The sequence below is a fragment of the Brevibacterium sp. 1718 genome (genome assembly GCF_051131255.1).
In the GTDB taxonomy this organism is placed as follows: Bacteria; Actinomycetota; Actinomycetes; order Actinomycetales; family Brevibacteriaceae; genus Brevibacterium; species Brevibacterium sediminis.
In genome coordinates, this window is the sequence record NZ_CP186550.1 from 1,337,477 (window position 1) to 1,361,078 (window position 23,602).

At 64.6% G+C, this 23,602-nt stretch carries 24 protein-coding genes and 1 tRNA gene; 20 read left to right on the forward strand and 5 right to left on the reverse strand.

Annotated elements, in window-relative coordinates:
- The first annotated feature begins 8 nt into the window (after window positions 1-8).
- Window positions 9-182: a twin-arginine translocase TatA/TatE family subunit gene (gene tatA / locus ACOZ9V_RS05855; RefSeq protein ID WP_434594421.1), complete on the forward strand. Its 174-nt coding sequence runs from the start codon at window positions 9-11 to the stop codon at window positions 180-182.
- Window positions 179-1,003: a twin-arginine translocase subunit TatC gene (tatC, locus tag ACOZ9V_RS05860; protein ID WP_434594424.1), complete on the forward strand. Its 825-nt coding sequence runs from the start codon at window positions 179-181 to the stop codon at window positions 1,001-1,003. Before tatA ends, tatC begins: the two co-directional genes overlap by 4 nt.
- 42 nt (window positions 1,004-1,045) lie before the next feature.
- On the opposite strand, the gene ACOZ9V_RS05865 is transcribed toward tatC, so the two are convergent.
- The 4 genes from ACOZ9V_RS05865 to ACOZ9V_RS05880 form a co-directional block, all read right to left on the reverse strand.
- Window positions 1,046-1,360, reverse strand: a complete 315-nt coding sequence (locus ACOZ9V_RS05865; protein ID WP_434594427.1) for a hypothetical protein — start codon at window positions 1,358-1,360, stop codon at window positions 1,046-1,048.
- Between the two features lie 111 nt (window positions 1,361-1,471).
- Window positions 1,472-2,068, reverse strand: coding sequence for a hypothetical protein (locus tag ACOZ9V_RS05870; protein WP_181271791.1), 597 nt, complete (start codon window positions 2,066-2,068; stop codon window positions 1,472-1,474).
- Window positions 2,069-2,271: 203 nt separating this feature from the next.
- Window positions 2,272-3,528, reverse strand: coding sequence for a serine hydrolase domain-containing protein (locus ACOZ9V_RS05875; protein WP_434594430.1), 1,257 nt, complete (start codon window positions 3,526-3,528; stop codon window positions 2,272-2,274).
- A 151-nt stretch (window positions 3,529-3,679) separates the two neighbouring features.
- The gene (locus tag ACOZ9V_RS05880; RefSeq protein ID WP_434594433.1) at window positions 3,680-5,404 is read right to left on the reverse strand and encodes a biotin carboxylase; all 1,725 of its coding nucleotides are present in this window, start codon (window positions 5,402-5,404) and stop codon (window positions 3,680-3,682) included.
- Between the two features lie 205 nt (window positions 5,405-5,609).
- Between ACOZ9V_RS05880 and ACOZ9V_RS05885 the strand changes: the two genes are divergently transcribed.
- The 17 genes from ACOZ9V_RS05885 to ACOZ9V_RS05965 all read left to right on the forward strand — a co-directional run bounded on the left by ACOZ9V_RS05885 (window position 5,610) and on the right by ACOZ9V_RS05965 (window position 21,573).
- Window positions 5,610-6,059, forward strand: coding sequence for an FAS1-like dehydratase domain-containing protein (locus ACOZ9V_RS05885; protein ID WP_434594435.1), 450 nt, complete (start codon window positions 5,610-5,612; stop codon window positions 6,057-6,059).
- Window positions 6,056-6,499: a MaoC/PaaZ C-terminal domain-containing protein gene (locus tag ACOZ9V_RS05890; protein ID WP_139907283.1), complete on the forward strand. Its 444-nt coding sequence runs from the start codon at window positions 6,056-6,058 to the stop codon at window positions 6,497-6,499. The genes ACOZ9V_RS05885 and ACOZ9V_RS05890 overlap by 4 nt, the downstream gene beginning before the upstream one ends.
- The gene (locus tag ACOZ9V_RS05895) at window positions 6,496-7,605 is read left to right on the forward strand and encodes a UDP-N-acetylmuramate dehydrogenase (protein ID WP_139468575.1); all 1,110 of its coding nucleotides are present in this window, start codon (window positions 6,496-6,498) and stop codon (window positions 7,603-7,605) included. Before ACOZ9V_RS05890 ends, ACOZ9V_RS05895 begins: the two co-directional genes overlap by 4 nt.
- Window positions 7,606-7,615: 10 nt before the next feature.
- Window positions 7,616-9,265, forward strand: coding sequence for a metallophosphoesterase family protein (locus ACOZ9V_RS05900; RefSeq protein ID WP_434594438.1), 1,650 nt, complete (start codon window positions 7,616-7,618; stop codon window positions 9,263-9,265).
- A 122-nt stretch (window positions 9,266-9,387) separates the two neighbouring features.
- A tRNA-Trp gene (locus tag ACOZ9V_RS05905) sits at window positions 9,388-9,460 on the forward strand.
- 95 nt (window positions 9,461-9,555) lie between these two features.
- A complete protein-coding gene (secE, locus tag ACOZ9V_RS05910) occupies window positions 9,556-9,834 on the forward strand; it encodes a preprotein translocase subunit SecE (protein WP_101547325.1) in 279 nt (92 codons plus the stop codon).
- An 82-nt stretch (window positions 9,835-9,916) separates the two neighbouring features.
- Window positions 9,917-10,783 carry a transcription termination/antitermination protein NusG gene (gene nusG, locus ACOZ9V_RS05915; RefSeq protein WP_139468574.1) on the forward strand — a complete coding sequence of 289 codons (867 nt, stop codon included), beginning with the start codon at window positions 9,917-9,919 and terminating at the stop codon, window positions 10,781-10,783.
- A 425-nt stretch (window positions 10,784-11,208) separates the two neighbouring features.
- A complete protein-coding gene (gene rplK / locus ACOZ9V_RS05920) occupies window positions 11,209-11,646 on the forward strand; it encodes a 50S ribosomal protein L11 (RefSeq protein WP_025776636.1) in 438 nt (145 codons plus the stop codon).
- Window positions 11,647-11,710: 64 nt separating this feature from the next.
- Window positions 11,711-12,406 (forward strand): 50S ribosomal protein L1, encoded by a 696-nt coding sequence (gene rplA / locus ACOZ9V_RS05925; protein WP_101555448.1) that lies wholly within the window; start codon window positions 11,711-11,713, stop codon window positions 12,404-12,406.
- Window positions 12,407-12,634: 228 nt separating this feature from the next.
- Entirely contained in the window at window positions 12,635-13,912 is a 1,278-nt protein-coding gene (locus ACOZ9V_RS05930; protein WP_434594441.1) for a GAF domain-containing protein, read from the forward strand.
- 145 nt (window positions 13,913-14,057) lie between these two features.
- Complete coding sequence (gene exaC, locus ACOZ9V_RS05935; protein ID WP_181271787.1) at window positions 14,058-15,581, forward strand: acetaldehyde dehydrogenase ExaC; 1,524 nt, start codon at window positions 14,058-14,060, stop codon at window positions 15,579-15,581.
- Between the two features lie 128 nt (window positions 15,582-15,709).
- Window positions 15,710-16,729, forward strand: coding sequence for an alcohol dehydrogenase AdhP (gene adhP, locus ACOZ9V_RS05940; RefSeq protein ID WP_139468571.1), 1,020 nt, complete (start codon window positions 15,710-15,712; stop codon window positions 16,727-16,729).
- Between the two features lie 356 nt (window positions 16,730-17,085).
- Entirely contained in the window at window positions 17,086-17,619 is a 534-nt protein-coding gene (gene rplJ, locus ACOZ9V_RS05945) for a 50S ribosomal protein L10 (RefSeq protein WP_062244493.1), read from the forward strand.
- Between the two features lie 59 nt (window positions 17,620-17,678).
- Window positions 17,679-18,065: a 50S ribosomal protein L7/L12 gene (gene rplL / locus ACOZ9V_RS05950; RefSeq protein ID WP_101546927.1), complete on the forward strand. Its 387-nt coding sequence runs from the start codon at window positions 17,679-17,681 to the stop codon at window positions 18,063-18,065.
- A 249-nt stretch (window positions 18,066-18,314) separates the two neighbouring features.
- The gene (locus ACOZ9V_RS05955) at window positions 18,315-19,550 is read left to right on the forward strand and encodes a hypothetical protein (protein ID WP_139468570.1); all 1,236 of its coding nucleotides are present in this window, start codon (window positions 18,315-18,317) and stop codon (window positions 19,548-19,550) included.
- A complete protein-coding gene (locus ACOZ9V_RS05960) occupies window positions 19,550-20,359 on the forward strand; it encodes a hypothetical protein (RefSeq protein WP_434594444.1) in 810 nt (269 codons plus the stop codon). The genes ACOZ9V_RS05955 and ACOZ9V_RS05960 overlap by 1 nt, the downstream gene beginning before the upstream one ends.
- Complete coding sequence (locus ACOZ9V_RS05965; RefSeq protein WP_139468568.1) at window positions 20,356-21,573, forward strand: hypothetical protein; 1,218 nt, start codon at window positions 20,356-20,358, stop codon at window positions 21,571-21,573. The genes ACOZ9V_RS05960 and ACOZ9V_RS05965 overlap by 4 nt, the downstream gene beginning before the upstream one ends.
- A 64-nt stretch (window positions 21,574-21,637) precedes the next feature.
- Here ACOZ9V_RS05965 and ACOZ9V_RS05970 read toward each other — a convergent pair whose 3' ends face one another.
- A complete protein-coding gene (locus ACOZ9V_RS05970) occupies window positions 21,638-22,438 on the reverse strand; it encodes an MBL fold metallo-hydrolase (RefSeq protein WP_181271784.1) in 801 nt (266 codons plus the stop codon).
- Between the two features lie 99 nt (window positions 22,439-22,537).
- Between ACOZ9V_RS05970 and ACOZ9V_RS05975 the strand changes: the two genes are divergently transcribed.
- Window positions 22,538-23,596, forward strand: a complete 1,059-nt coding sequence (locus tag ACOZ9V_RS05975; RefSeq protein WP_181271783.1) for a GNAT family N-acetyltransferase — start codon at window positions 22,538-22,540, stop codon at window positions 23,594-23,596.
- Window positions 23,597-23,602 lie beyond the last annotated feature (6 nt).

Sequence of the window (23,602 nt, forward strand, 5' to 3'; positions counted from 1 at the left end):
TCACCATTATGCTGCACAACCTCACGGGCTGGCACGCCCTCGTCATCCTCGCCATCATCATCCTCGTCTTCGGCGCAGCCAAGCTGCCTGCACTCGCCAAGAGCCTCGGGCAGTCTGTGCGCATCCTCAAGGACGAATCATCCGACTTACGGGCGGGTGATGAGACGGAACCCCACTCATGAGCACCGCCGCGGAGAAGATGCCGCTGTCCGCGCACCTGCGGGAGGCGCGGACACGGGCGGTGCGCGCGGCGGTGGCGCCGCTCATCGGCACGGTCATCGGATATCTCACCTCGGATTTCGTGATGGACGTCCTCCGGGCCCCGATCACCGAGCTCGCCGAGTCCCGCAGCGCTTCGCTCAACTACGACAGCGGCACCGGCGCCTTCGACCTTCAGCTGCGCATCGCCGTGTACTCCGGGATCGTCCTCTCCAGCCCGGTGTGGCTGGGAGAGATCTTCGGACTCCTCACCCCGGGACTGACGGCGAAGGAGAAGAAGGTGACGTTCGGCTTCCTCGGTGCCGCAGTGCCCCTCTTCGTCGCCGGCTGCCTCACCGGCCTCTACGTCTTCCCCCGGATGGTCGAAGTGCTCACTTCGTTCGCCGCGAGCGAGGACAGCACCATTCTGCAGGCGTCCTACTACTTCGACTTCGTGTTCAAGATCGTCATCGCCACCGGAGTCGCCTTCGTCCTCCCGGTCTTCCTCGTCGTCCTCAACTTCATCGGCTTGCTCTCTGCGCGGTCGATCGCGAGGGCCTGGCGAGCCGCCATCGTGGCCATCGTGATCTTCGCCGCACTGATCACCCCGGCCGCCGACGTGCTCTCCATGTTCGTCGTCGCGGGCCCGATGGCGCTGCTCTTCCTCGCCGCGCTCGCCATCGCGAGTATCCACGACCGGACCCGAGGCTACGGCCGGATGGTCGGTGATCCGCACGTGGAGGAGGAACGGTCCGGGCGAGTGCCGATCACGCCAACGGAAAGGACTCGGACATGTTCGGCCTGAGTTTCGAGAAACTGATCATCGTCGGGATCTTCGCTGTGATCGTCATCGGCCCACAGCGGCTGCCCCCACTACGCGCAGAAGCTCGGCGAGTTCGCCCGCCTGCTCCGTGCCCAGGTCGATACGGCGCGGACTCGGGCCGCCGAATCGATGGGCGCCGAGGACTGGAGAACTCTTGATCCGCGACAGTACGATCCGCGCCGGATCATCCGAGAGGCGCTGGACGAACCGGGCAGCGCCCGGAGCTCGGAGACTGCTGCCCCGGGTTCGACTGAGCATTCCGAACTTGCCCCGGGCGGGAACACTCGATCCCTCGCCGAGGCGGCCGGCAGCGTTGTCATCACCGGTTCGTCCGGACATCCGCGGAGACGATTCGTCGCCCGCACGGCCGAAGGTCGTACGGGCGACGATGAGCGTGCAGTCGCAACCTCAGGAACCGATCGATGACCAGGGGAGGGGCCGCCCCGGTGATCAGTCCTTGAAGTCGAAGTCTTCCTTGTCGATGCCGGGGAACATGAGTTCGTACTTGATCATCTGATCCTTGTGATCGACGATCTTCACGGTGCCGAAGTACTTCTTCCTGCCTTTGTACGCGTCCTTGTCCTTGACGGTGACCTGGCACGATTTGAAGCCGTACCACTCGCGGAGCTCCATATCGGAATCGCACTTGGCTTCTTTGACCTTCCAATCGAGCTTGTTCTCGAACAGGTCGATGAGGTCGGCCTCGATCGACGAAGCGGGCACGATGCCGTTGCCCTTCTTGTCGATCTTCATCCCGTCGTCGCTGGCCCAGTTCGTCGTCTTCGCGGCATCGGCGAACGGATCGGTCGATTTCGTGTCGGTCGGCTCCGCCTCGGCGGGCTCGGATCCCGGGGCCTCGGCCTCTTTCGATTCGACAGCACCTCCGCCGAATCCGCCTTCTTCGGTCTGCGAGGCCTCGGACTTCTGATCCTCGGCGGGCTTGTCCCCTCCGGAGCCTCCGCAGGCGGTCAGGGACAAGGCGAGAACGGTTCCAGCGGTGGCCGTCAGCAGGCGGGGCATCCAGGTGGACCGGCGAATCGGGGTCATCGTGTTTCTCCTTCGCACTCAGGCGATCACAAGCGTTGTCGATACACCACGATTCTGCCACGGCCGGTTGCCGCGAACCCGGGGTCGGTGTGCGGATCCGGCGACACCTGTGGCGATTCGGGCACATCCGCACCGGGAGATGGCCCCGGGTCCGGTGGCGGGAGGGAGCCGGATCCGGCCCGCTCCACGGCGACCGGCTCCGGCTATTCCGCGGCGGGGGAGTTGACGGCCTTCGCGAGAGCCTCGAATGCGCGGATCGTCGGGAACAGCTTCGTAGCGTCCTGCGGCAGCCCCCAGCTCGAGAGCTTGACGCCGAGGACATTGGCACCCGGGTTCACATAGATCATCTGCCCGTGGATGCCGAGGGCGAGGAACGCATGAGAATCGGGGAACGGGAACCAGAACTGGTTGTGATACGCCCCGCCCGGCATCCGATTGTCCCCGGGCCCATCGGCAAACGCCTGACGCACATCCTCGGAGGTGGTCAGCGTATCGCCGATCCACGTCGTCGGCGCCACCTGCTGTCCGGTCAGCGACTGCCCGCGGTTGGTGTAGACGTAGCCGAATCGGGCGAGATCGCGCAGAGTGGTGTTGATTCCGCCGTCGAACATCCCGACCCCGTACTGGTCGGTGGCGATGATCGCGTCCTGTTCGGCGCCGATCCGAGACCACAGCACCCGCGACATGAGCGACTGCATACTCTCACCGGCGATCTTCTCGCACACCCATCCGAGCACATCGGTCTCGCACGACCGGTATTCGAAGACCCCGCCGTGCTCGGACTTCGCCTCCAGGGTGGTGAGGAACTCGTACATGCCGATGCCCGGGTTCTCCCGCTTCGCCTCGGACCAGCCGATCGACTCTTCGATCTGCCGGACCTCGGACTTCGGGTCGAGGTAGTCCTCGGAGAAGCGGATGCCCGACCGCATATCGAGGACATGGCGCACGGTCGCCCCCGCATAGCCGGACTCGGCGAGTTCGGGCACATAATCGGTGACGAGGCGGTTAGGGTCGAGGTCACCCGAACCGGCGAGCACCCCGGCGACAGTGCCGACGAGCGATTTGGACACCGACATGAGCAGATGCTCGGTCGACGCGGTCATCTCCCCGAAGTACTCCTCGGTGAGCACGGTCCCGTTGTGCATGAGCATCCAGGCATCCGTGTCGGTGGATTCGATGACGCTGCGGACGCTGCGGGCCTCCGAGTACTCCGTCGCGGGAACCTCGACCTCGCCGAGATCCTGTGGATCGGCGGGCAGCTCGGCCACAGGACCGGTGCCCCGGGAGATCGGCGTCGTGGGAAGGACCCATGCGACGTTCTGGAACGACCAGCGCACATTGTCGGGATCCTGCCAGTTGTCCCGGTCGATTCCGGCCGCCGGATCGACGGGAGCCGATGGGGCCACGGGCTGGTCCGCCGGGGGAGTGGCCGCGGTCTGGTCCGGTGACGGTTCGATCACTCTTCACCTCTGATTCTCGCATTGGTCTGTCCGCGGAACGGCTCCGCGGACGGCAGCTGGGAGCCGCCTCGGGTCGTGTTGAGATTATCACCGAGGCGGCTCCGCGCTTCGCGTATATCTGCCCTTCGCGTCCAAGGGAGCGGCGCCGGGCTCAGTCGCCTTTGGCTCCGGGTCCGCCGAGGGCCGGCGACGGATCGTCGGCGACGACCGGAACTCCGGCGTACATCGCCCTGATCGAATCGATGAAGTGCTTGGCCCGGATGCTCAGCGCATCGGGTCCGCCGACGTTCGTCTGCAGCGGATTCTTCGTCACCAGGACTCCGAGGTCCGCGCCCTTCCACCGGTAGTCCCCGGCCCCGAAGATACGCAGGAAGAACACCTCGCTGCCGTTCTGCAGGGGGTGCCAGTCGAGTGCCGCACGTTTGTACGTCAGCGTCCCGTACTGGTCGAGATAGTACTGACCGGTCAGCGGGGAATGCGTGATGTACTCGGTGATCGGAGCCGTCTCCTTGATGATCATCTGGCTCCACTCGTCGGCGCCGGAGAGTTCCTCCCACCGCTCATTGATCTCGGTGACATCGAGATCGAATTCGACGTCGAGATATTCGAGCAGGTGGAACAGGAACAGGGGCACATCGGCATAGGCGCCTGCCGTGACGTTCGTGATCGCCGAGGCCCCGGAGATGCGCGGATTGAGCTCACCGAGGTAGCAGTCGTCGTTGTCGAGATCGACGAGGACATCGACTTCGAAGAACCCGCGATAGCCGCGTTTGCGCAGGCCTTCGCCCATCTTGCGCACGAGCTCACGGGTCTGCGCCCGCTGCTCTGCGTTGAGGACATCGGGTTTCATCTCGTTGCCGCACCAGCCGCCCTTGTGCGGGGTGAGCTCGGCGAAGCCGGCCAGCTCTGTCAGATACGGACCGACGACGACACCGCTGGAGGTGATGACCGCCTCGACGGCGACCGGAGTGTTGTTGATCCGCTTCATCACTTTTAGCTGCTCGCCGATGATGTCGTCCTTGTGCGCCTCCCAGCCCGAGGCATCGGAGATGAAGAACGTCGTCTTCCCGGAATCGCCATACGGAGTCTGCACGACGAGATCCGTGCCCAGCCCCGCCTCGGCGGCCCGCTCATTGAGCTCTTCATAGGTGTCGGCAGTGGTCAGCACGTTCGGGACGGAGAACGCACCGGCCTCATTGCCGAGTTTCGTCGTCTCGATCTTCGAATCGAGCTGATTGCGCAGGGCTGCCGACGGCAGGATGAGGTCGTAGCCGAGCTCTCGGCAGATCCGCTCGGTCTCCTCGTCGAAGAAGACCATCGCGACCTTGACCCGCTCACCATGGGGGACGTTGCGCGTCATATGGGCGCGCACCTCGGCGTTGAGCAGCAGCCAGTTGTTGATCGCCTCACCTGATTCGAACTCGACATAGGGCTTGTAGCGCGGGGAGAAGACACGCGGATGTCCGCCGTCCCAGCCGTCGTAGTAGGTGATGTACGAGAAGTTGCGCACCCACCGGTCGAGACCGAGCAGGTTGAACGGAGTGGCTCCGACGAAGAAGATCGGGGTCTGATTCGTGCGGAAGAAGTGCCGGACCTCGGAGACGTTGCGCAGCGGTCGACGCAGCTGAACTCTGTCGGCTTCTTTGCCGGCGTAGGCGGCGTCGGTGGCCACCGCCACTTCGACCTGCGGCGGGTCGACGTCGGCGGGTGCCGGTGCCGGATCAGAACCGCCGGCTGCTGGTGCAGGCGCAGCGGGGGCGCCGGGGCCAGGTGTGTGCGGTGAGGGGACCGCGACTGCGTCTTTGACTCGTGCGCCGGGCGTCACCGTCTGTGCCTCGGGACTCTTCGGGTCAGCGCTGGGGGATTCGTTCGTCATCGCACTACTCCTTACCAAATGTGATGTGGACAACATATACCAGTTTCGAAGCCATGAGCCCGATGGTGCAGGAATTGTGTGAACCGGATACGAACGCGCGATCAATTCTTCGCCGGTGAGCCTCATCTCTTCGCCGGTGAGCCTCATCCTGAGGCCGTGCTTTAGGCTGGTGTCGATACCGACCCCAGTGGAAGAGAGAGCGCATATGCCGGTGAATACGGAGAAGCAGGGGGCCACGTTCTCCCTGCCTCAGCCCTATGAGGTCTCCAGGGAGGCGATCGCGGATTTCGCGCTCGCCACCGGAGCGAAGGCCGATTACCATTTCGACGCCGAGGCGGCCACCGCGCTGGGCTACCGCGACGTCGTCGCCCCGACCACCTTCGCCGTGATCATCGCGCAGAAATCGGAAGCCGCCTATATCTCCGACCCGGAATCGGGCATCGACTTCTCGAAGGTCGTCCACGGCTCCGAACAGTTCTCGTTCAACCGTCCCATCGTCGCAGGTGACTCCCTGTCCGCCGTCACTCACGTCGACGGAGTCCGGGCCGCCGGCAGCAACGCCATGATCACCACCCGCACCGAGATCACCGATGTCGCGGAGCAGCCCGTCGTCACCGTGACCTCGACCATCGTCGTGAGAGGAGACGGAGAATGAGCGCCATCGACTTCTCCACACTGACCATCGGAGACACCGTCGTGGAATCGGAGATCCCACTGTCGCGTGCCTCCCTCGTCGACTATGCCGCAGCCTCGGGCGATCACAATCCGATCCACTGGAACGAACGTTTTGCCCGCGAAGTCGGCCTCGACGATGTCATCGCCCACGGGATGCTCTCGATGGCGGCGGTCATCGCTCCGGTGGCCGAATGGCTCGGCGACCCGGGTGCGATCGTCGACTACCGGACCCGCTTCTCCGCCCCCGTCGTCGTCCCCGATGCCGATTCCGGATCACCGGCCACCCCGACGACCTCGCTCAAGCTCACCGCCACCGTCGGCGCCGTCGACCCTGCCGTCGGCACGGCCCGCATCGACATCTCCGTGAAGTCCGGCGAGGCAGATGTCCTCAGCCGCACGCAGGTTCGGATCTCGGCGTGACCGAAGCCCACCCGCAGGAACTCTCCGGCTTCACCACCTTCCGCCTCGGCGGACCGGCCCCGCAGGTCACGGTTGCGAACACCCGAGACGAACTGCTCGATTTCTGCGCCGCCCACCCGCTCGAACTCAACGGTCAGGAACGGTCCCGCGTCTTGTTCATCGGCGGCGGATCGAATCTGCTCATCGCCGATGCCGGATTCGACGGTGCCGTCTGCGTGGTCCGAACCACCGGAGTGGAGACGACCCAGACCACGACGACCGACACCCGGGTCACCGCCGAGGCGGGGGAGGACTGGGACGCCTTCGTCGCCCACACCCTCGACCTGGGGCTGTCCGGGCTCGAAGCACTGTCCGGGATCCCCGGGTCGGTCGGTGCGACCCCGATCCAGAACGTCGGCGCCTACGGCACGGAGGTCGGCGAGCTCATCTCCTCCGTCGAGGTCTTCGACCGGGTGTCCGGTCAGATCCGCCACCTCACCGCAGTCGAACTCGAATTCGGCTACCGCACCTCGGCGCTCAAGCGCGCCCAGATCGCGGCCGGAACCCCGCAGTACGTCGTGCTCTCGGTGACCTTCGACCTCCAGCGCAGCGACGAGTCGCTGCCCGTGCGCTACGCCCAGCTCGCATCGTCCCTCGACGTCGAGATCGGCAGCCGCGTCCCGGCCGCACGAGTGCGCGAGAACGTCATTGCGCTGCGCAGGTCGAAGGGCATGGTCCTCGACCCAGCCGATCACGACTCCTGGTCGGCGGGATCCTTCTTCACCAACCCCATCGTCGAGAACGCCGAGATCCTGCCCGCCGAAGCTCCTCGCTACCCGGTGACCGACCCGCTCAGCGGAGCGAAGATCGAAGGGAAGACGAAGACCTCAGCGGCCTGGCTGATCGAGCATGCGGGGTTCTCCAAGGGCTTCAGCCTCGGTGCGGGACTGGCGTCGCTGTCGACCAAGCACACCCTGGCGCTGACGAATCGGGGACACGCGAGCACGGCCGATGTGATCGATCTCGCGTCGACCGTCGTCGCCGGCGTCGAGGACGCCTTCGGCATCACCCTCGAACCCGAACCGACCTTCATCGGCTGCTCCATCGACGACGGGAAACGTCCTTAGACTGGTGGCCGTGTCATCACGACGGAGAATCACCGCACTCGTCATCACCCTGACTGCGGTTGCGCTTGTGACCCTGCCCTGGGCGCTGTTCACCTCGCGCGCCGATCTCACCTTCGGCCCGCATGAGGCGCAGTACCGGATCACCGCGGATTCCCGACTCACCGTCGACTTCGGCCCCCTGGGCAGACTGCTCGTCCCCACCGAGGATGTCATCCCTCTCGGCCTGGGACTGCACGTCGACATCGGAGAGATCCCCGTATCGGGTGATTCCGGTGACGACGAGCGACCTGCGGCCGATCCCGCGGAGGTGGCGGACCCCGGCGGGGGAACCATCGACGCCCTCGGCGGCGACATCGCCTCCTACGCGTCGCTGTTCTCGGCCCCGCAGGCGCAGATCGACCAGGTCATCTACGGACTCAGCCAGGAGATCCTCACGCGATGGGCGCTGGCAGTGTGCATCATCACCGGGGGACTCGTCGGTCTGGCCCTCTTCCTCGGGCCCGCCCGGGTCGACACCATCATCCGCGCCTTCGTCGGCAAGGAACTCCTCGCCATCGGACTGGTGCTCGTGCTCGTGCTCACCGGACTGGGCGCCGTCGTTCTCAATCGTCCGAAGCCGATCGCGGCCGATCCGGCATTCGAGGGCACGCCACTGGCCGGATCCCAGGTCACGGGCCGCCTCGGCGGCATCATCGACACCGCATTCGGTGCGGTGCAGGACTTCGCCGACGACAACGACGCCTTCTACGACGAGGTACTCGCAGCCCTGCGGGCGCAATGGAACGACCGCCCGATCACCGGGAACTGGACCGATCGGGGACTCGTCCCGACTGCCGGAGTCGGCGCACCCGCTGCCGACGGCGGCGAGGGCGAAGGGCAGAAGGGTGTGTCCACGTTCGTCTACGGCTCCGATATACACTGCAATATCGGAATGGCCCGCGTCGTCGGTGCGGTGGCGGAGATGAGTCGGGCCGATGCCTATATCGACGGCGGAGACATCTCCATGACGGGCACCTCGGCCGAGAACTACTGCCTCGACGTCGTCGACGACGAATTGCCGGAGAAGCTGCCGCGCATGATCGTCAAAGGCAACCACGATTCCATGGAAACGACGCGGCACGCGAGGGCGCGCGGGTGGAACGTGCTCGAGGACTCCAGCGCAGAGATGGCAGGGGTGACCTTCTTCGGTGCCGCCGACCCGCGCCGGACCGTGTTCGGGTCCGGTCCGCAGCTGGAGACCGACCTCACCGCCGACCAGTACGCGCAGCGGCTGCGAGACGAAGCCTGCCGGGCCGATTTCGACATCATGCTCATCCACGATCCCGCCGTCGGCGGACCGAGCCTGCGCTCGGGCTGCGCCGACTACGCTCTCAGCGGACACTGGCACCGACGGGTCGGACCGGAGAACTTCGGTTCGGGAACCCGCTACGTCAGCTCGACGACCGGGGGCGCACTGGCGAACGCCCTGACACCGGGACCGCTGAAGATGAACGCGGAACTGAGCATCATCCGCGTCGACAATGGGACGAAGCGCCCCATCGACGTGCAGATCATCACCGTCACACCCGACAGACAGGTGCAGATCGACCCCTGGGTGAGATTCCCCGAACCCAGGCCCCTCGTGGGCCAGCCGCCTGTCGATGAGTCGATGGGTGAGTGAGCGTCGACACGTTCGAGACATTGCTTCGGCACTCGGTTCGACGAATAACGGTCGAGCACGGTATGCTCGTTTCTCGTGGTCGGACACCACAGGGATCGACACGATCGCTCAAGTCCGATCAGAGGGGTGTGGCGCAATTGGTAGCGCAACGGTCTCCAAAACCGTAGGTTGCAGGTTCGAGTCCTGTCACCCCTGCGCAGTTGACTCTGCCGAAGTCTCATCGGCCAGGCGCCGTCCTCGACCGGCACGAACAATTGTGAAGCCAAACGAAACCGACCGAGTGAGGATGTGTGAGCGACACACCGGCAAAGCAGACTGGCAGCGCACCCAACAGTGCCTCCGGTCCAAAGAAGCTCGGATTCTTCGGACGAATCCTGCAGTTCTTCCGCGAAGTGGTGGCAGAGCTCAAGAAGGTCGTCACTCCGACCCGGAAGCAGCTGCTCAACTACACGCTCGTCGTGCTGGGCTTCATTCTGTTCATGATGCTTCTCGTCACGGGCCTCGACCTGGTCTTCGGCAAGCTCGTCGGCTGGGTGTTCGGCGGAACTCCGCTGTGGCCCCTGTGGTGATACGGCCTCAGCCGTGAACCACCCCAAGCTCAAACTTCACTCCCTACCGGGAATCACAAAACGCGAAGCGAGGAATTGATCGGTGTCGGATACCAACTCACCTGAGCAGGAGACCCCTGAGACCCAGGACGTCACTCCCGAGGAGTCGGGTGCCGCTGTGGTGCCCGAAACCGAAGAGGCGGCCATCGACGCCGAGGCGACCGCCCCCGTCGAGTCCGCTGACGCTGACTCCGCAGAAGCTGCCGACTCCGCTGACGAAGCCGATTCCGCTGACGAAGCCGACGGCGAGCAGGACGATGCTGCCGAAGACGTCGCCGCCGCCGACGAGGTCGACCCGGCCGAAGAATTCAAGGCCGAGCTGCGCATGCAGGAGGGTGACTGGTACGTCATCCACTCCTATGCAGGCTACGAGAACCGCGTGAAGCAGAACCTCGAGAACCGCACCGTCAGCCTCAACCTCGAAGAGTTCATCTTCGAGTCGCAGGTGCCGATGGAAGACGTCGTCGAGATCAAGAACGGACAGCGCAAGCAGGTCCGTCGTGTGCGCATCCCCGGCTACGTGCTCGTGCGCATGGAACTGACCGACGAGTCGTGGGGCGCCGTGCGCCACACTCCGGGTGTCACCGGATTCGTGGGCAACGCATACGACCCGACTCCGCTGTCGATCGACGAGGTCTTCTCGATGCTCGCCCCGATCTTCGAAGAGCGCCAGGCCGAAGCCGCCGCTGCCGAAGGCCCCGCCGCCGAAGCCGCTGCGAAGTCCGCGCCCATCACCGAGGTGGAGTTCGAGGTCGGCGAGTCCGTGCTCGTCAAGGAGGGCTCCTTCGAGGGCCACCCCGCGACGATCCAGGAAATCCGTCCGGAATCGCAGAAGCTCACCGTGCTGCTGTCGATCTTCGAACGCGATGTTCCCGTCGAACTCGGCTTCGACCAGGTCTCGAAGCTCTGATCGCCGCATAGTTTCACTGATCGCCTCGACGCGATCGTGACCGAAGGGGCCCGGAATTCTCCGGGCCCCTTCGGCGTTCCCGCGTTCACTGGCTCGGCCGCCTCGGCGAGGGGATTGTGTCGTTGGGGAAGGGATTGTGTCGATCAAGGCTGAGCGCAGTTGTCGAACCGTCTACGGGGCGATATCCGGGCCCGCGCTTGAACGACGGCGCCGAGGCGGTCGCACCGAGGCGGTCACATCAGCCGGCGACGCTGTCCCGCCTCGGCGAGGGAATGATCGGGTGATGCCCCTCACGAGCATTTGCCCGCAGGTGGGCGCGCATGGAATACTGGTGTGGTTTGATTGCGGCCCTTATCGGAAGGCCGCTGTCGAACAATGTGCTGTATATGTCTGGCACATCGAAACCTCAAGATTAAGGACCGTACATGCCTCCCAAGAAAAAGGTAGCCGGCCTCGTCAAGCTCCAGATTCAGGCAGGTGCCGCTAACCCGGCTCCTCCGATCGGTCCGGCGCTTGCCCAGCACGGCGTCAACATCATGGAATTCTGCAAGGCCTACAACGCCGCCACAGAATCCCAGCGCGGAAACATCGTTCCCGTCGAGATCACCGTGTACGAAGATCGTTCGTTCGACTTCGTGCTCAAGACCCCGCCGGCTGCCGAGCTGATCAAGAAGGCCGCCGGAGTGAAGTCGGGTTCGGCTACTCCGCACACCGTCAAGGTCGCTCACCTGAGCGCCGACCAGGTGCGCGAGATCGCCACCACGAAGATGCCCGACCTGAACGCCAACACCCTGGATCAGGCCGACCGCATCGTCGCCGGAACCGCGCGTTCCATGGGCATCACCACCGACATCGAGGTCTGAGACCTCACCCCACACAGTGGCAGGGCCCACGCAGCCCACACCACGACTGCAAGGAGTAAAGCAGATGGCAAAGCGTTCGAAGGCCTATCAGGCCGCGGCTGAGAAGATCGCCGCAGATGTGAACTACGAACCGGCTCAGGCGATCGCCCTGGCCAAAGAGACCAACGTGGCGAAGTACGACGCCACGGTCGAGGTCGCTCTCCGCCTGGGTGTTGACCCCCGCAAGGCGGATCAGATGGTGCGCGGCACCGTCAACCTTCCGCATGGTACCGGTAAGACCGCTCGGGTCCTGGTGTTCGCTGCCGGCGACCGTGCAGAAGCTGCCCGTGAAGCAGGTGCTGACTACGTCGGCTCCGATGACCTGCTGGAGAAGGTGGCCGGAGGGTTCACCGACTTCGATGCCGCTGTTGCGACCCCCGACATGATGGGCAAGGTCGGTCGTCTCGGTAAGGTGCTGGGTCCCCGTGGCCTGATGCCGAACCCGAAGACCGGCACCGTGACCATGGATGTCGCCAAGGCCGTCAACGACATCAAGGGCGGAAAGATCGAATTCCGCGTCGACAAGCACTCGAACCTGCACTTCATCATCGGAAAGGTCTCCTTCTCCGAGGAAGCTCTGCAGGAGAACTTCGATGCTGCGATCGAAGAGATCCTGCGTCTGAAGCCGTCCTCCTCGAAGGGCCGCTACATCAGCAAGGCCACGATCACGACCTCGAACGGCCCAGCCGTTCCGGTCGACCACTCGGGTCTGCGCATCTGATCTGATCGATGCACCGGCAGAGGGCGGGAAGCGATTCGTTCGCTTCCCGCCCTCTCTCTTTCCCAATTACTACCTGACGGCGGCCCAGCAACCTCGCGCGAGGTTGCTGGGCCGCCGTCAGGTAGTTCGGGGAGTGGACGGGCTCTTGTCCACGGACGGGTTCGCGATTAGATTATGAGCAGTTGAGGCTCTCTTCCGACACCCGCCGATGGAGGTGGACCGTCCGCCATGGATTCGACGCTGCTGCTCGAAGACACCTATCAGCGTGCCGTTCGCCGCGCACATGAGCGTCTGGCCGGGCCACCGGATCCTCTCCTCCCTGCAACATCGTCGGGGCCTGGTGTGCGCGCCTCGGTGTTGGAATCCTGGGACCGGTCTCTTGCCCGGTTGCGCGACCCCGACAGCGTGGAGGTCCAAGTCCCGTTCGAAGCCGATCGCCTCGCCGAGGTGCGCCGGCGCCATCCTTTCCACGCGATCATGCCGCTGCTGCGATCCCACCTCATCGAACCCGCCAAGGATGCCGGTCTGCTCGCCGCCCTCGGCGACGAACAGGGGCGATTGCTCTGGGTCGAGGGGGAGCGAGGCGTCCGGAACCGCGCCGAAGCCATGGGATTCGTCTCCGGCTCGGACTGGTCCGAAGAGGTCATGGGCACTTCCGCCCCGGCGCTGGCCCTGCACTCGGGCCGTCCGGTGCAGGTCAGCCGCGCCGAGCATTTCGCCCCCGACGTCCATTCCTGGAGCTGCAGCGCGGTCCCCGTCACCCACCCTCTGACCGGGCAGGTCATCGGCATCATCGATGTCACTGGGGGAGACGACGCCGTGTCCTCCATCGTGCTGCCGCTGCTGTCCTCGACAGCCAAAGCCGCAGGTGCCCAGCTGTCCCAGCTCTTCACCCCGCAGCAGATGCACACCGACACCGAGGCGGCCGGAACCAGACTCACCGTGCTCGGTCCCAGCCCCGCCCTGGAAGGCCCGAACGGCACCCGGATTCCGCTGACCCGCAGGCACGCCGAGATCCTGCTTCTGCTGCACCGGTTTCCCGACGGCATCAGCGGAGCCGGGCTGGTGGAGCGGCTGTGGACGGTCGGCGGCAGCGAAGTCACGGTCCGGGCGGAGATCAATCGTCTGCGCAGAACGATCGACAGCCTCGGCGATCTGCGCATCGACGCGCGCCCCTATCGACTTCGCGGGGACGTCGATTCGGATCTTGAGCGAACCGTTCAGGCACTGGCCAACGGTGACGCGGATTCGGCCCTCGAACAGTTCATCGGAACCGTCCTGCCGGACTCCGATGCTCCGGGAGTGCGGGAGATCGGAGCGGAAGTCAACGCACTCATGCGCGAGACCCTGCTGCAGGACGGAACCTGGCAGCAGCTGTGGCGGTTTGCAGATCTCCCGGACTTCCGTGACGACGTCGAAGTCCTCATGACCGTGCTGCGTCTGGCCCCGCCCGAGGCTGCCGAACGCAACGCCGCGGTCGTGCGTCTGGAGGCGTTGGGTCTCTGAACTCGGCGAACCCATCGCGGTTCGGCGTGCGGGACGGTTCGACCGCCTCGGCGATATGATGCAACCCACATGCAACGTTGCGCTCGGTAGCGTCGTCGTCACACGGAGACAATCCGGTGGAATCAGACGCATCAAAGGAGTTGCAATGACTGTCTACGCACAGCCTGGTCAGAACGGGTCGCTCGTCACGTTCAAGTCCCGCTACGAGAACTTCATCGGCGGTCAGTGGGTGCCGCCGGTCAAGGGCAACTATTTCGAGAATCCCAGTCCGGTCACCGGCAAGACCTTCACGGAGGTCCCGGCCAGCACCGCCGAGGATATCGAACTCGCTCTCGACGCCGCGCACAAGGCGGCTCCGGCATGGGGCAAAACGGCGGTGGCCGAACGGGCCAACATCCTCAATCGGATCGCCGATCGCATCGAGGAGAACCTCGAGACGCTCGCCGTCGCCGAGACCTGGGACAACGGCAAGGCGATCCGCGAACCCCTCAACGCCGACCTGCCGCTGGCAGTCGACCACTTCCGCTACTTCGCCGGAGCGATCAGGGCGCAGGAGGGCGGACTCTCGCAGATCGACGAGGACACGGTGGCGTATCACTTCCACGAGCCGCTCGGCGTGGTCGGTCAGATCATTCCCTGGAACTTCCCGATCCTCATGGGCGTGTGGAAGATCGCTCCGGCGCTGGCCGCGGGCAATGCGATCGTGCTCAAGCCCGCCGAGCAGACTCCGGCGTCGATCCTCGTCCTCGTCGAACTCATCGCCGACCTGCTGCCCGAGGGCGTGCTCAACGTCGTCAACGGCTTCGGTCTCGAAGCCGGCAAGCCGCTGGCGTCGAACAAGCGGATCTCGAAGATCGCGTTCACCGGGGAGACGACGACCGGTCGCCTGATCATGCAGTACGCCTCGCAGAACATCATCCCGGTCACCCTTGAACTCGGCGGAAAGTCGCCGAACATCTTCTTCGAGGATGTTTTGGCCAAGGACGACTCGTACGCGGACAAGGCCCAGGAGGGCTTCACGATGTTCGCCCTCAACCAGGGTGAGGTCTGCACCTGCCCGTCGCGTGCGCTCATCCAGGAATCGATCGCCGATCCCTTCCTCGAGAAGGTCGTGGCCAGGACGAAGAAGATCGTCCAGGGCAACCCCCTCGACACGGACACGATGATGGGCGCCCAGGCCTCGAACGACCAGTTCGAGAAGATCATGTCCTACCTCGACATCGGCCGTCAGGAAGGCGCCGAGGTGCTCACCGGTGGCGGCAGGGCCGAGCTCGACGGGGATCTGGCCGGCGGTTTCTACGTGCAGCCGACGATCTTCAAAGGCACGAACAAGATGCGCATCTTCCAGGAGGAGATCTTCGGGCCCGTCGTCTCGGTCGCGACGTTCTCCGACTACGGCGACGCGTTGGCCACGGCCAATGACACGCTCTACGGCCTCGGTGCCGGAGTCTGGTCGCGCGACGGCAACACCGCCTACCGGGCCGGTCGTGAGATCCAGGCCGGGCGTGTGTGGGTGAACAATTACCACGCCTACCCGGCCCATGCGGCCTTCGGTGGGTACAAGGCTTCGGGCATCGGACGCGAGAACCACAAGATGATGCTCGACCACTACCAGCAGACGAAGAACCTGCTGGTCAGCTACTCGGAGAACGCCCAAGGCTTCTTCTGACCCGAGTTGCTACCCGACGGCGGCGCAGCAACCTCGCGCCAGGTAGCTGGGCCGCCGTCGGGTAGTTCTTCCACCTCAAATTCAAACCCCGCATCGCTTCGTGAACCATCATCACAAAGGAGAGAATGATGTCCGCAATGAAAGCTGCAGTAGTCGAGGGTTTCGGCCAGGAACTCGTCGTCGGGGACAATGCGATTCCCGACCCCGGCCCGGGGCAGGCGTTGGTCAAGCTCGTCGCCTCCGGCGTCTGTCACACCGATCTCCACGCCGCCCATGGTGATTGGCCGGTCAAACCGAAGGTGCCGCTCATCCCGGGACACGAAGGAGTCGGCATCGTCGAAAAGGTCGGCGAGGGCGTCACCGATGTCGAGGTCGGACAGATGGTCGGCAACGCTTGGCTGTGGACCGCATGCGGGACCTGTGAGCACTGCCGTCAGGGATGGGAGACCCTCTGCGAATCCCAGGTCAACGGCGGCTACGGCGTCGACGGCTCCTTCGGCGAGTACATGCTCGTCGACACGAAGTTCGCCGCCATCATCCCCGACGGTGCCGATCCCTATGAGATCGCCCCGGTCCTCTGCGCCGGCGTCACTGTGTACAAGGGACTCAAACGCACCGAGGTTCAGCCGGGCCAATGGGTCGTCATCTCCGGAATCGGCGGACTCGGACACATCGCCGTCCAGTACGCCGTCGCTATGGGCATGCGCGTCGTCGCCGTCGATGTCGCCGACGACAAGCTGGCGCTGGCGAAGAAGCACGGTGCCGAAATCACTGTCAACGCCTTCGCCGAGGATCCGGCCGAGATCATCCAGGACAAGATCGGCGGCTCACACGGAGTCCTCGTCACCGCCGTCCACCCCGCGGCGTTCGGTCAGGCGATCGGAATGACTCGCCGAGGCGGCACCATCGTCTTCAACGGACTGCCGCCCGGTGACTTCCCGGCACCGATCTTCGACATCGTGCTCAAGGGCCTGACGATCCGAGGTTCGATCGTCGGCACCCGACAGGACATGGTCGAGGCGTTGGAATTCTATGCCGCCGGCAAGATCCACCCGACGTTCACGAAGCGACCGCTCGAGGACATCAACGCGATCTTCGACGAGATGGAACACGGCAAGATCGACGGCCGCGTCGTCATCGAATACTGACGAACCTGTCCACCCGCGCCCCAGAACTACCTGACGGCGGCGCAGCAACCTCGCGCCAGGTTGCTGCGCCGCCGTCAGGTAGTGTGGGAGGGGTCTCGGTGGTCGGATTGGACTTGCCGGGACGGACTTCGTTAGACTTGAACCACCCAAGACCGTCGGTCTCTGTGGAATCATCGGAATTCGCCATCGAATCCCGGTGCCCGCAGACGAAGACTCCTAGTGAGTGACCCGCGCAGGTGAGCCGAAATCCTTCCGTCGGATTCTTCTGGAATCGACGGCCAAGCGTTTCACGCCTTCCTGCGTGGAGCGCTTTTTCTGTTGTCGGGACAGACCGGACGACTTATGAAAGGAACACCATGGCGAGGCCAGACAAGGCAGCCGCAGTCGAGGAGATCAAACAGCAGTTTGAAAACTCCGACGCTGTGTTGCTGACCGAGTACCGCGGTCTCACCGTCGCGCAGATGAAAGAACTGCGCGTCTCTCTCGGTGAGAACGTCAGCTACGCCGTGGTAAAGAACACGCTGACCAAGATTGCAGCCAAGGAAGCCGGAGTCACCGGTCTCGATGAGCACCTCAATGGGCCCACCGCGATCGCGTTCGTCAACGGCGAACCACCTGAGGCTGCCAAGGCTCTGCGTAACTTTGCCAAGGCGAACGACAAGCTCGTGGTGAAGGGCGGCTACTTCGATGGAGCCGCGCTCAGCCCCGAACAGGTCAACCAGCTCGCCGACCTCGAATCCCGCGAAGTGCTGCTTGCAAAGGCAGCCGGTGCCATGAAGGCAAGCCTCCACCAGGCGGCTTACCTCTTCACCGCTCCGCTGGTCAAGGCCGTGCGCACTGTCGATGCCCTCCGCGAGAAGCAGGACGACGCTCCTGCCTCCGACGCCTGAGCATCACCACAAACCGAACCGGTCGCTGATCGTGACCAAAACAGGAAGGACTAGCCACCATGGCTAAGCTCACCACCGACGAGCTCCTCGAGGCTTTCAAGGAGCTCACCCTCATCGAACTGTCCGAGTTCGTCAAGAAGTTCGAAGAAGAGTTCGACGTCGAGGCTGCCGCTCCGGCCGCCGTCGCCGCTGCTCCTGCCGCTGGCGGAGCCGGCGAAGCCGCTGCTGAAGAGCAGACCGAATTCGACGTCATCCTCGAATCGGCCGGCGAGAAGAAGGTTCCCGTCATCAAGGAAGTCCGTGGACTCACCTCCCTCGGACTCAAGGAAGCCAAGGACCTCGTCGACGGAGCTCCCAAGGCCGTCCTCGAAGGCGCTTCGAAGGAAGACGCCGAGAAGGCCAAGGAGACCCTCGAGGCTGCCGGCGCCACCGTCACCCTCAAGTGATCTTCTGCGCAGCAGCCTGACTGCTGCATAGGCTTCGAACCCCCACGGTCCGCCGTGGGGGTTCTCTGCATCCCCACCGGGAATGCCCACCCCACCGGGAATGCCCACCCCACCGGGAATGCCCACTCCAGCAGGAATGCCCTAGGAATGCCCTCATTCGCCGAGGATGTTCGCCCGTCCCATGTCGATGTGACCGATTCGGAACACCGATCGACAGGGGCCGGGCAGAAGCTGAACTATTCTTGACTGGTGACTGAGACGACGAGCTACGCCCGCGCACAGCAGCAGCTGCGCGAACGCATCCGCGGAACTTGGGCGCAGCATCCCCTCTACATCGACGAGATCATCAGGCCCGGACTGACCGAGAGCCAGATCAAGGCCATTCGGCAAGCCTCACAGCAGACCGAGGACACCGGCCTCACCCACTATCTCGCGATCGTCCCCGGACTCCTGACCATGGGCTACGGCGATTGGGCGAAGTTCACCTCCGACTTCGCCTTCGACATGCATCAGGAATCGGAGGAGAAGCAGACCCTCGTCCTCTTCAGTGAAGGCGAGACCTCCGCCCGCTCGTTCGCCTACCTCGTCACCGACAACGGACCCGTCGTCCCCACGGGTGCCCCGGAACTCATGAAGTCCAGCAGCGACGACTTCATCCCTGTCGAACTCGCCGTGCCCTACTATCTGCAGGTCCTCGTCGCCGCCGCCAAGGGCACCGAACCTCCCCAGGCACCGGATTTCGACACCCGCGACGTCGGTGACCGCGATGAGGACTACATCGAACGCTTCGGCCTCGACAACTCCGACCCCGATGCGCTCGTCTTCGGTGCCACGGCCGTCGCAGCCCTCGGTGCGACCCTGTGGCTGCTGCATCGCCGTCATCGCTATTCCTGGCGGTCTGAGCTGACCACGAAACCCGAACTGGTCACGTCGCACAAGCTGAAGAAGGCCGTCACCGAGGCGGCCGCCCCGATCCCCGAACCCGACCATCCCGATGACGACACGTGGGCCCTGCATGACCGAGGCAGACGAATCCAGGATGCGCTGGCGGCTCTGACTGCGGCCCACCCGGATTGGGCAGAATCGGTCGACTTCGCCCACCGCAACGGCGTGTTCGTCCTCGTCGCCCTCGACCGTTGGCTGCGCCGACAGCTGCGCAGGCGCTCCAGCCGAGTCGAAGACGAACCGCGCTTCTGCTTCCTCTTCCCGCATCATCGCAAGGACATTGAGGACCATGTGCTCAAACAGTCGGGCCGCAGCCTCACCGTAGGGCTGTGCGCCGACTGTCGTCAGGAGCTGGCGACCGGCCACGACCCGGAACGACTGATGGTGCCCAAACGTCCCGGCTCCACCCGTGCAGTTCCGTACTTCCAACGCGATGACGCCTACGCACTCTCTGGTTTCGGCAGCTTCCAACCTCTCGACGAGGCGGTGCTGGATGAAATGAGCCCTCAGCGCTCCGCCGCTGTCGGAAGGAGCCGATGATGGCCGCCAGAAGCGTGCGTTCGAAGACCCCACTCGACTGGCTCATCGCCGTCGTCGCGGTCGCTGCAGTGTCGATCGGCGCCACTCTGCTGAGCACACATCTGTTCGATCAGGCGAAGGCCGAGAGGATCACCGCAGCCGACAGTGACGCGATCGTCGTCGACTCGATCTACGACGACCGCATCGAAGGCGCCCATGATCCGAACTACGCAACAGACCGCTACCAGGCGATCGCGACGTCCTTCGCAGCAGATCCCGTCTACTTCGACGGCTACCCGGAGTTCGAGATCGACGAGGGCGATGTCGACTCCATCCGCGCGGAGATCGCCGAGGCCGACAGCCCGATCTATGTGGCGTTCCTCAACGTCTCGGATCTTGACGACGCCGATGGAGACCTCGATCTGTTGGCGGCTCGGATCGTCACCGAGATGGATGACCCCGAGGCTGCAGTGCTCACGGTCGATGCCACCGGGCGCATGGGACTGGCGGAGAAGGGCCTCATCCGACCTTCGCTGCTGACTCTGTCGGGGGACTTCGACGACAGCGACTCCGATGCCGCGCTCGCGGGAGTGCGTAAGATCAGTGCTGCCGAGACCGAGAACGTCGAATCGCGCTACTCGCACCGTCATGATGACGACGGGAACCCGGAGGTGACCTCCGAGGACACGACGAAGGACCCGCACACGCTGTCGTACAGCACCGGCGGCGCTGTGGCCGGAGCCGTCTTCGGCATCCTCGTCGGCGCGGGAATCGGCGTCGGAACATACTTCATCCGCCGCGCACTGAAGAAACGGACAGCGAAGCAGTGACCCAACAGGCCCAGACGATCGCCGAGGCGCTCAACACCGATCCCGTCTACGTGACGAATGCCGCGAAGGGGGAGATCAACGAAACGCTGCTGCAGAAGGCGGAGACGAAGATCGACAGCCTCGACTTCGATGTCTACGTCATCATCACCGGAGGCGAGGGTGCCGATAGGGATCTGCTCGAGCAGGTCAAGGTCTTCAACGGCGATGAGGGTGCGTTCATCATGATCGATACGAACACCGACCTCGCCGTCGACTACACCTTCGAGGACCAGCACGATCTGCAGATGCAGGTGATGGAGCAGATGTCCGTCGGGCGCGAACAATGGAGCCACAGCACTCCGTCGCAGACGAAGCTGAACATGCTCCTCGACCTCTACGCCGATCCGCAGGAGGCACCCGAGTACGAAACCGGACAGGAGGCCTCGGGCAGCGAGGTGCAGACGGTCGACGGTTCGAACTCGACAGCCACTCTGTTCCTCGGGGGAGCGGTTCTGGTGCTGGCGCTGGTCATCGCCGTCATCTGGTTCGCCAGGTCACGGCGAGAGCGGGCGAAAGCCGCCCGCACCCGCCGCCGCTTCGAATTGCCGGCACGACTGCTCGACCGAGTCGATGACCTGCAGCGGAAGACCCTGCGAGAAGGACTGAACGAGGACACGACAGAGCTGGCCGACGAGATCACGCAGCTGCAGACCCAGGACCTCAGCACCACAGATGCCGAGGGAGTGGAAAGAGCGCTCGACGCCTACCAGATGGCCAGATCCATCGTCGACGACACCGAGGCCGAACGCATCGACCTCGCCGGGGCCATGGTGCTGCTGCGTCAGGCCGGACGCGAGATCGCCGAGGTGAAGCTGCACAGATCGACCAAGCGCGGGGCGAGGACCGGAAAATCCGATTCTGCCCGTTCTGCTGGCTCGACGAAGTCAGCAAAGACGCGGGGACTCCCGCAGAGTCTGTGCACGGTCAACCCTCTCCACGGAGAGGCGCGATCGAATCAGCTGGTGAGCACCGAGCGCAAGGGACACTTGGCGGGAAAGAGCGTTCGCGTCCCCGTCTGCAGCAGCTGCCTGTCCGATCTGCACTCCGGCCGCGAACTGCAGTGGATCTTCGACGGCGACCGACCCTACGTCGAGGGCCGCAGCGTTTGGGCACAGACGCTGTTCGGAGCGATCGGCGGCGATCTCGTTACCGCCCTGCACCGGCACGGCTCCTAGGGAACCGGCCGGCTGAGTCCACTCAGTCAGTGCACGTCCGACCGTTGCTCAGGCGGGTCCGGAATCAGACCAGGCGGTGCTCCCGGGGAATCGTCCGATCATGGTCACCCGGCATGGAGCGGGCGGGCAGAGCCACCTCGGCGTCTCCCTGATCGACCCTCATCCCCTCGATATCGGCGAGCTGACGGGAAACGAAATCACGGTCGACCGGGGTCCCGTGACCGGGAACGAAGGTCCTCGCCTCAGGAAACGCCAGCAGGGTGTGCAGGCTCGATGCCCATTCGCTCAAGGAAGCATCGGCCCCGGCCTGAGGTGCATCCGCCTCTTCGACGAGGTCGCCGGTGAAGACGATGCCGAGCTCGGGCAGTCGGACGACGAGGTCGGCCGTCGAATGTCCTCCGAGCACATGGAACTCGACCGGACAGCCACCGAGGTCGAGGTGCCACACATCACCGGGTGTCGAATCGACGGGCGAGACGTCGACGATGAGCTCACCGGGATCCGTGGGTAGGCTCGACCGATATTCAGCCGGGAAGTCACCGACCGCGACTCCGTCGAGAGCGATCCAGGCCGTGGCCTCTTGATCGGCGGCGAACGATGACGATGCGTACACGGCGGTGACCCCGGCTGAGACGGCTGCGGCGGCGCCGAAGAAGTGATCCCAATGATCATGGGTGATCGCGAGCTCGATCGCGCGGGGATGGCTGCCTCCGATCTCCTCGCCGAGGCGGCCCGCCCGCTCCACCAGATGTGCGGCGGCCGCGGGGCCGGGGCCCGCGTCGACGAGCAGAGAGCGATCGGTGCCGACGATGATTCCGCAGTTGACTGCGGCCGGATCGAAGCTGAGGATACTCACTCGTGTCATGGTCGCAGTCTAGAATGTCTCCCACCGGCTGTCAGCGCGACGATGCGCGAAAGAGACATTGCAATGCGAGGCGGCCATCAGCGACGACAGAGGCCACAGATGGAGATCACTCGGATCAGGTCCGGACACGGCAACCCGGCGGCAATCGAGGCATTGATACCCGAGCTGCTGGCTTTCGACACTGTCATCAATCGAGCATCCGGGCTGGGGGAGGACTTCGACCCGATTCCCGAAGACCTGCGGCACTCGCTGACCAGCAGGAGCGAGTACCGGGCCACGCTCACCTGGATCGGTCGCAACCACGGAGACATCGTCGCCAGGGGCACTGCCGACTTGCGTCTGACGAGCAACACCGACACCGCAGAGCTCTGGTGCGCGGTCCGACCCGATCTGCGCCGACGAGGACTGGGCGCGGCCCTGCTCGAGCAGATGGAGTCCGATCTGGCGGCAGACGGACGGACCGCGCTGTCGACCTATTGTGAGATCCCGGAGTCTGTCAGAACTGCCGATCTGCGCGGGGCCCATCTTGCCGCCGATACCGGTGCCGGGACGCTGCCGGTCGCTCTGCCGGAAGTGTCGTTCCTCAGCGCTCGCGGATACGGGCTCGCTCAGATCGAACGGTGCTCCGTCGCTCCGACCGCAACTGCGGCCGAGCTCGACCTCGGTGCCAAGGCCGACGACTACGTCATCGAGACGTGGTTGGGGCCCGTCCCGGAACAGCGGCTCGAGCACATCGCACTGTGCAAGCGCCGGCTGAGCACCGACGTGCCGGGAGCAGCGAAATTCGGGGGAGAGGAGACCTGGGACGGTGAGCGGGTGAGGGCCCTCGACGCAGAGAAGGAAGCAAAAGGCGAAACCATGGCCACGGCGCTCGCCCTCCTCGACGGGGAGCCGGCGGGATACACGCAGGTCGGACACTCGGCCGATCGGCCGACCGTCGGGTGGCAGGGCGGAACTCTGGTGCTGAGCGAGCATCGTGGCCACCGCCTCGGTGCCAGGCTCAAGATCGCCAATCATCGCAGTCTCGCCGAGAACACGGCGGTCGACCGGGTGTACACGTGGAACGCCGTGGAGAATTCGTGGATGCTGGCGATCAACGATCAGGCGGGATTCGCCACGTGGGCCTGGGTGGGGATGTGGACGAAGAATCTGCACTGAAACCGT

Excerpts from the sequence above, each read along its gene's own strand:
- tatA (WP_434594421.1), top strand. The coding sequence starts at position 9 with ATGCTGCACAACCTCACGGGCTGGCACGCCCTCGTCATCCTCGCCATC.
- tatC (WP_434594424.1), top strand. The coding sequence starts at position 179 with ATGAGCACCGCCGCGGAGAAGATGCCGCTGTCCGCGCACCTGCGGGAG.
- ACOZ9V_RS05865 (WP_434594427.1), bottom strand. The coding sequence starts at position 1,360 with ATGTCCGGACGAACCGGTGATGACAACGCTGCCGGCCGCCTCGGCGAG.
- ACOZ9V_RS05870 (WP_181271791.1), bottom strand. The coding sequence starts at position 2,068 with ATGACCCCGATTCGCCGGTCCACCTGGATGCCCCGCCTGCTGACGGCC.
- ACOZ9V_RS05880 (WP_434594433.1), bottom strand. The coding sequence starts at position 5,404 with ATGACGAACGAATCCCCCAGCGCTGACCCGAAGAGTCCCGAGGCACAG.
- ACOZ9V_RS05885 (WP_434594435.1), top strand. The coding sequence starts at position 5,610 with ATGCCGGTGAATACGGAGAAGCAGGGGGCCACGTTCTCCCTGCCTCAG.
- ACOZ9V_RS05890 (WP_139907283.1), top strand. The coding sequence starts at position 6,056 with ATGAGCGCCATCGACTTCTCCACACTGACCATCGGAGACACCGTCGTG.
- rplK (WP_025776636.1), top strand. The coding sequence starts at position 11,209 with ATGCCTCCCAAGAAAAAGGTAGCCGGCCTCGTCAAGCTCCAGATTCAG.
- rplA (WP_101555448.1), top strand. The coding sequence starts at position 11,711 with ATGGCAAAGCGTTCGAAGGCCTATCAGGCCGCGGCTGAGAAGATCGCC.
- ACOZ9V_RS05930 (WP_434594441.1), top strand. The coding sequence starts at position 12,635 with ATGGATTCGACGCTGCTGCTCGAAGACACCTATCAGCGTGCCGTTCGC.
- exaC (WP_181271787.1), top strand. The coding sequence starts at position 14,058 with ATGACTGTCTACGCACAGCCTGGTCAGAACGGGTCGCTCGTCACGTTC.
- adhP (WP_139468571.1), top strand. The coding sequence starts at position 15,710 with ATGTCCGCAATGAAAGCTGCAGTAGTCGAGGGTTTCGGCCAGGAACTC.
- rplJ (WP_062244493.1), top strand. The coding sequence starts at position 17,086 with ATGGCGAGGCCAGACAAGGCAGCCGCAGTCGAGGAGATCAAACAGCAG.
- rplL (WP_101546927.1), top strand. The coding sequence starts at position 17,679 with ATGGCTAAGCTCACCACCGACGAGCTCCTCGAGGCTTTCAAGGAGCTC.
- ACOZ9V_RS05960 (WP_434594444.1), top strand. The coding sequence starts at position 19,550 with ATGGCCGCCAGAAGCGTGCGTTCGAAGACCCCACTCGACTGGCTCATC.
- ACOZ9V_RS05970 (WP_181271784.1), bottom strand. The coding sequence starts at position 22,438 with ATGACACGAGTGAGTATCCTCAGCTTCGATCCGGCCGCAGTCAACTGC.
- ACOZ9V_RS05975 (WP_181271783.1), top strand. The coding sequence starts at position 22,538 with ATGGAGATCACTCGGATCAGGTCCGGACACGGCAACCCGGCGGCAATC.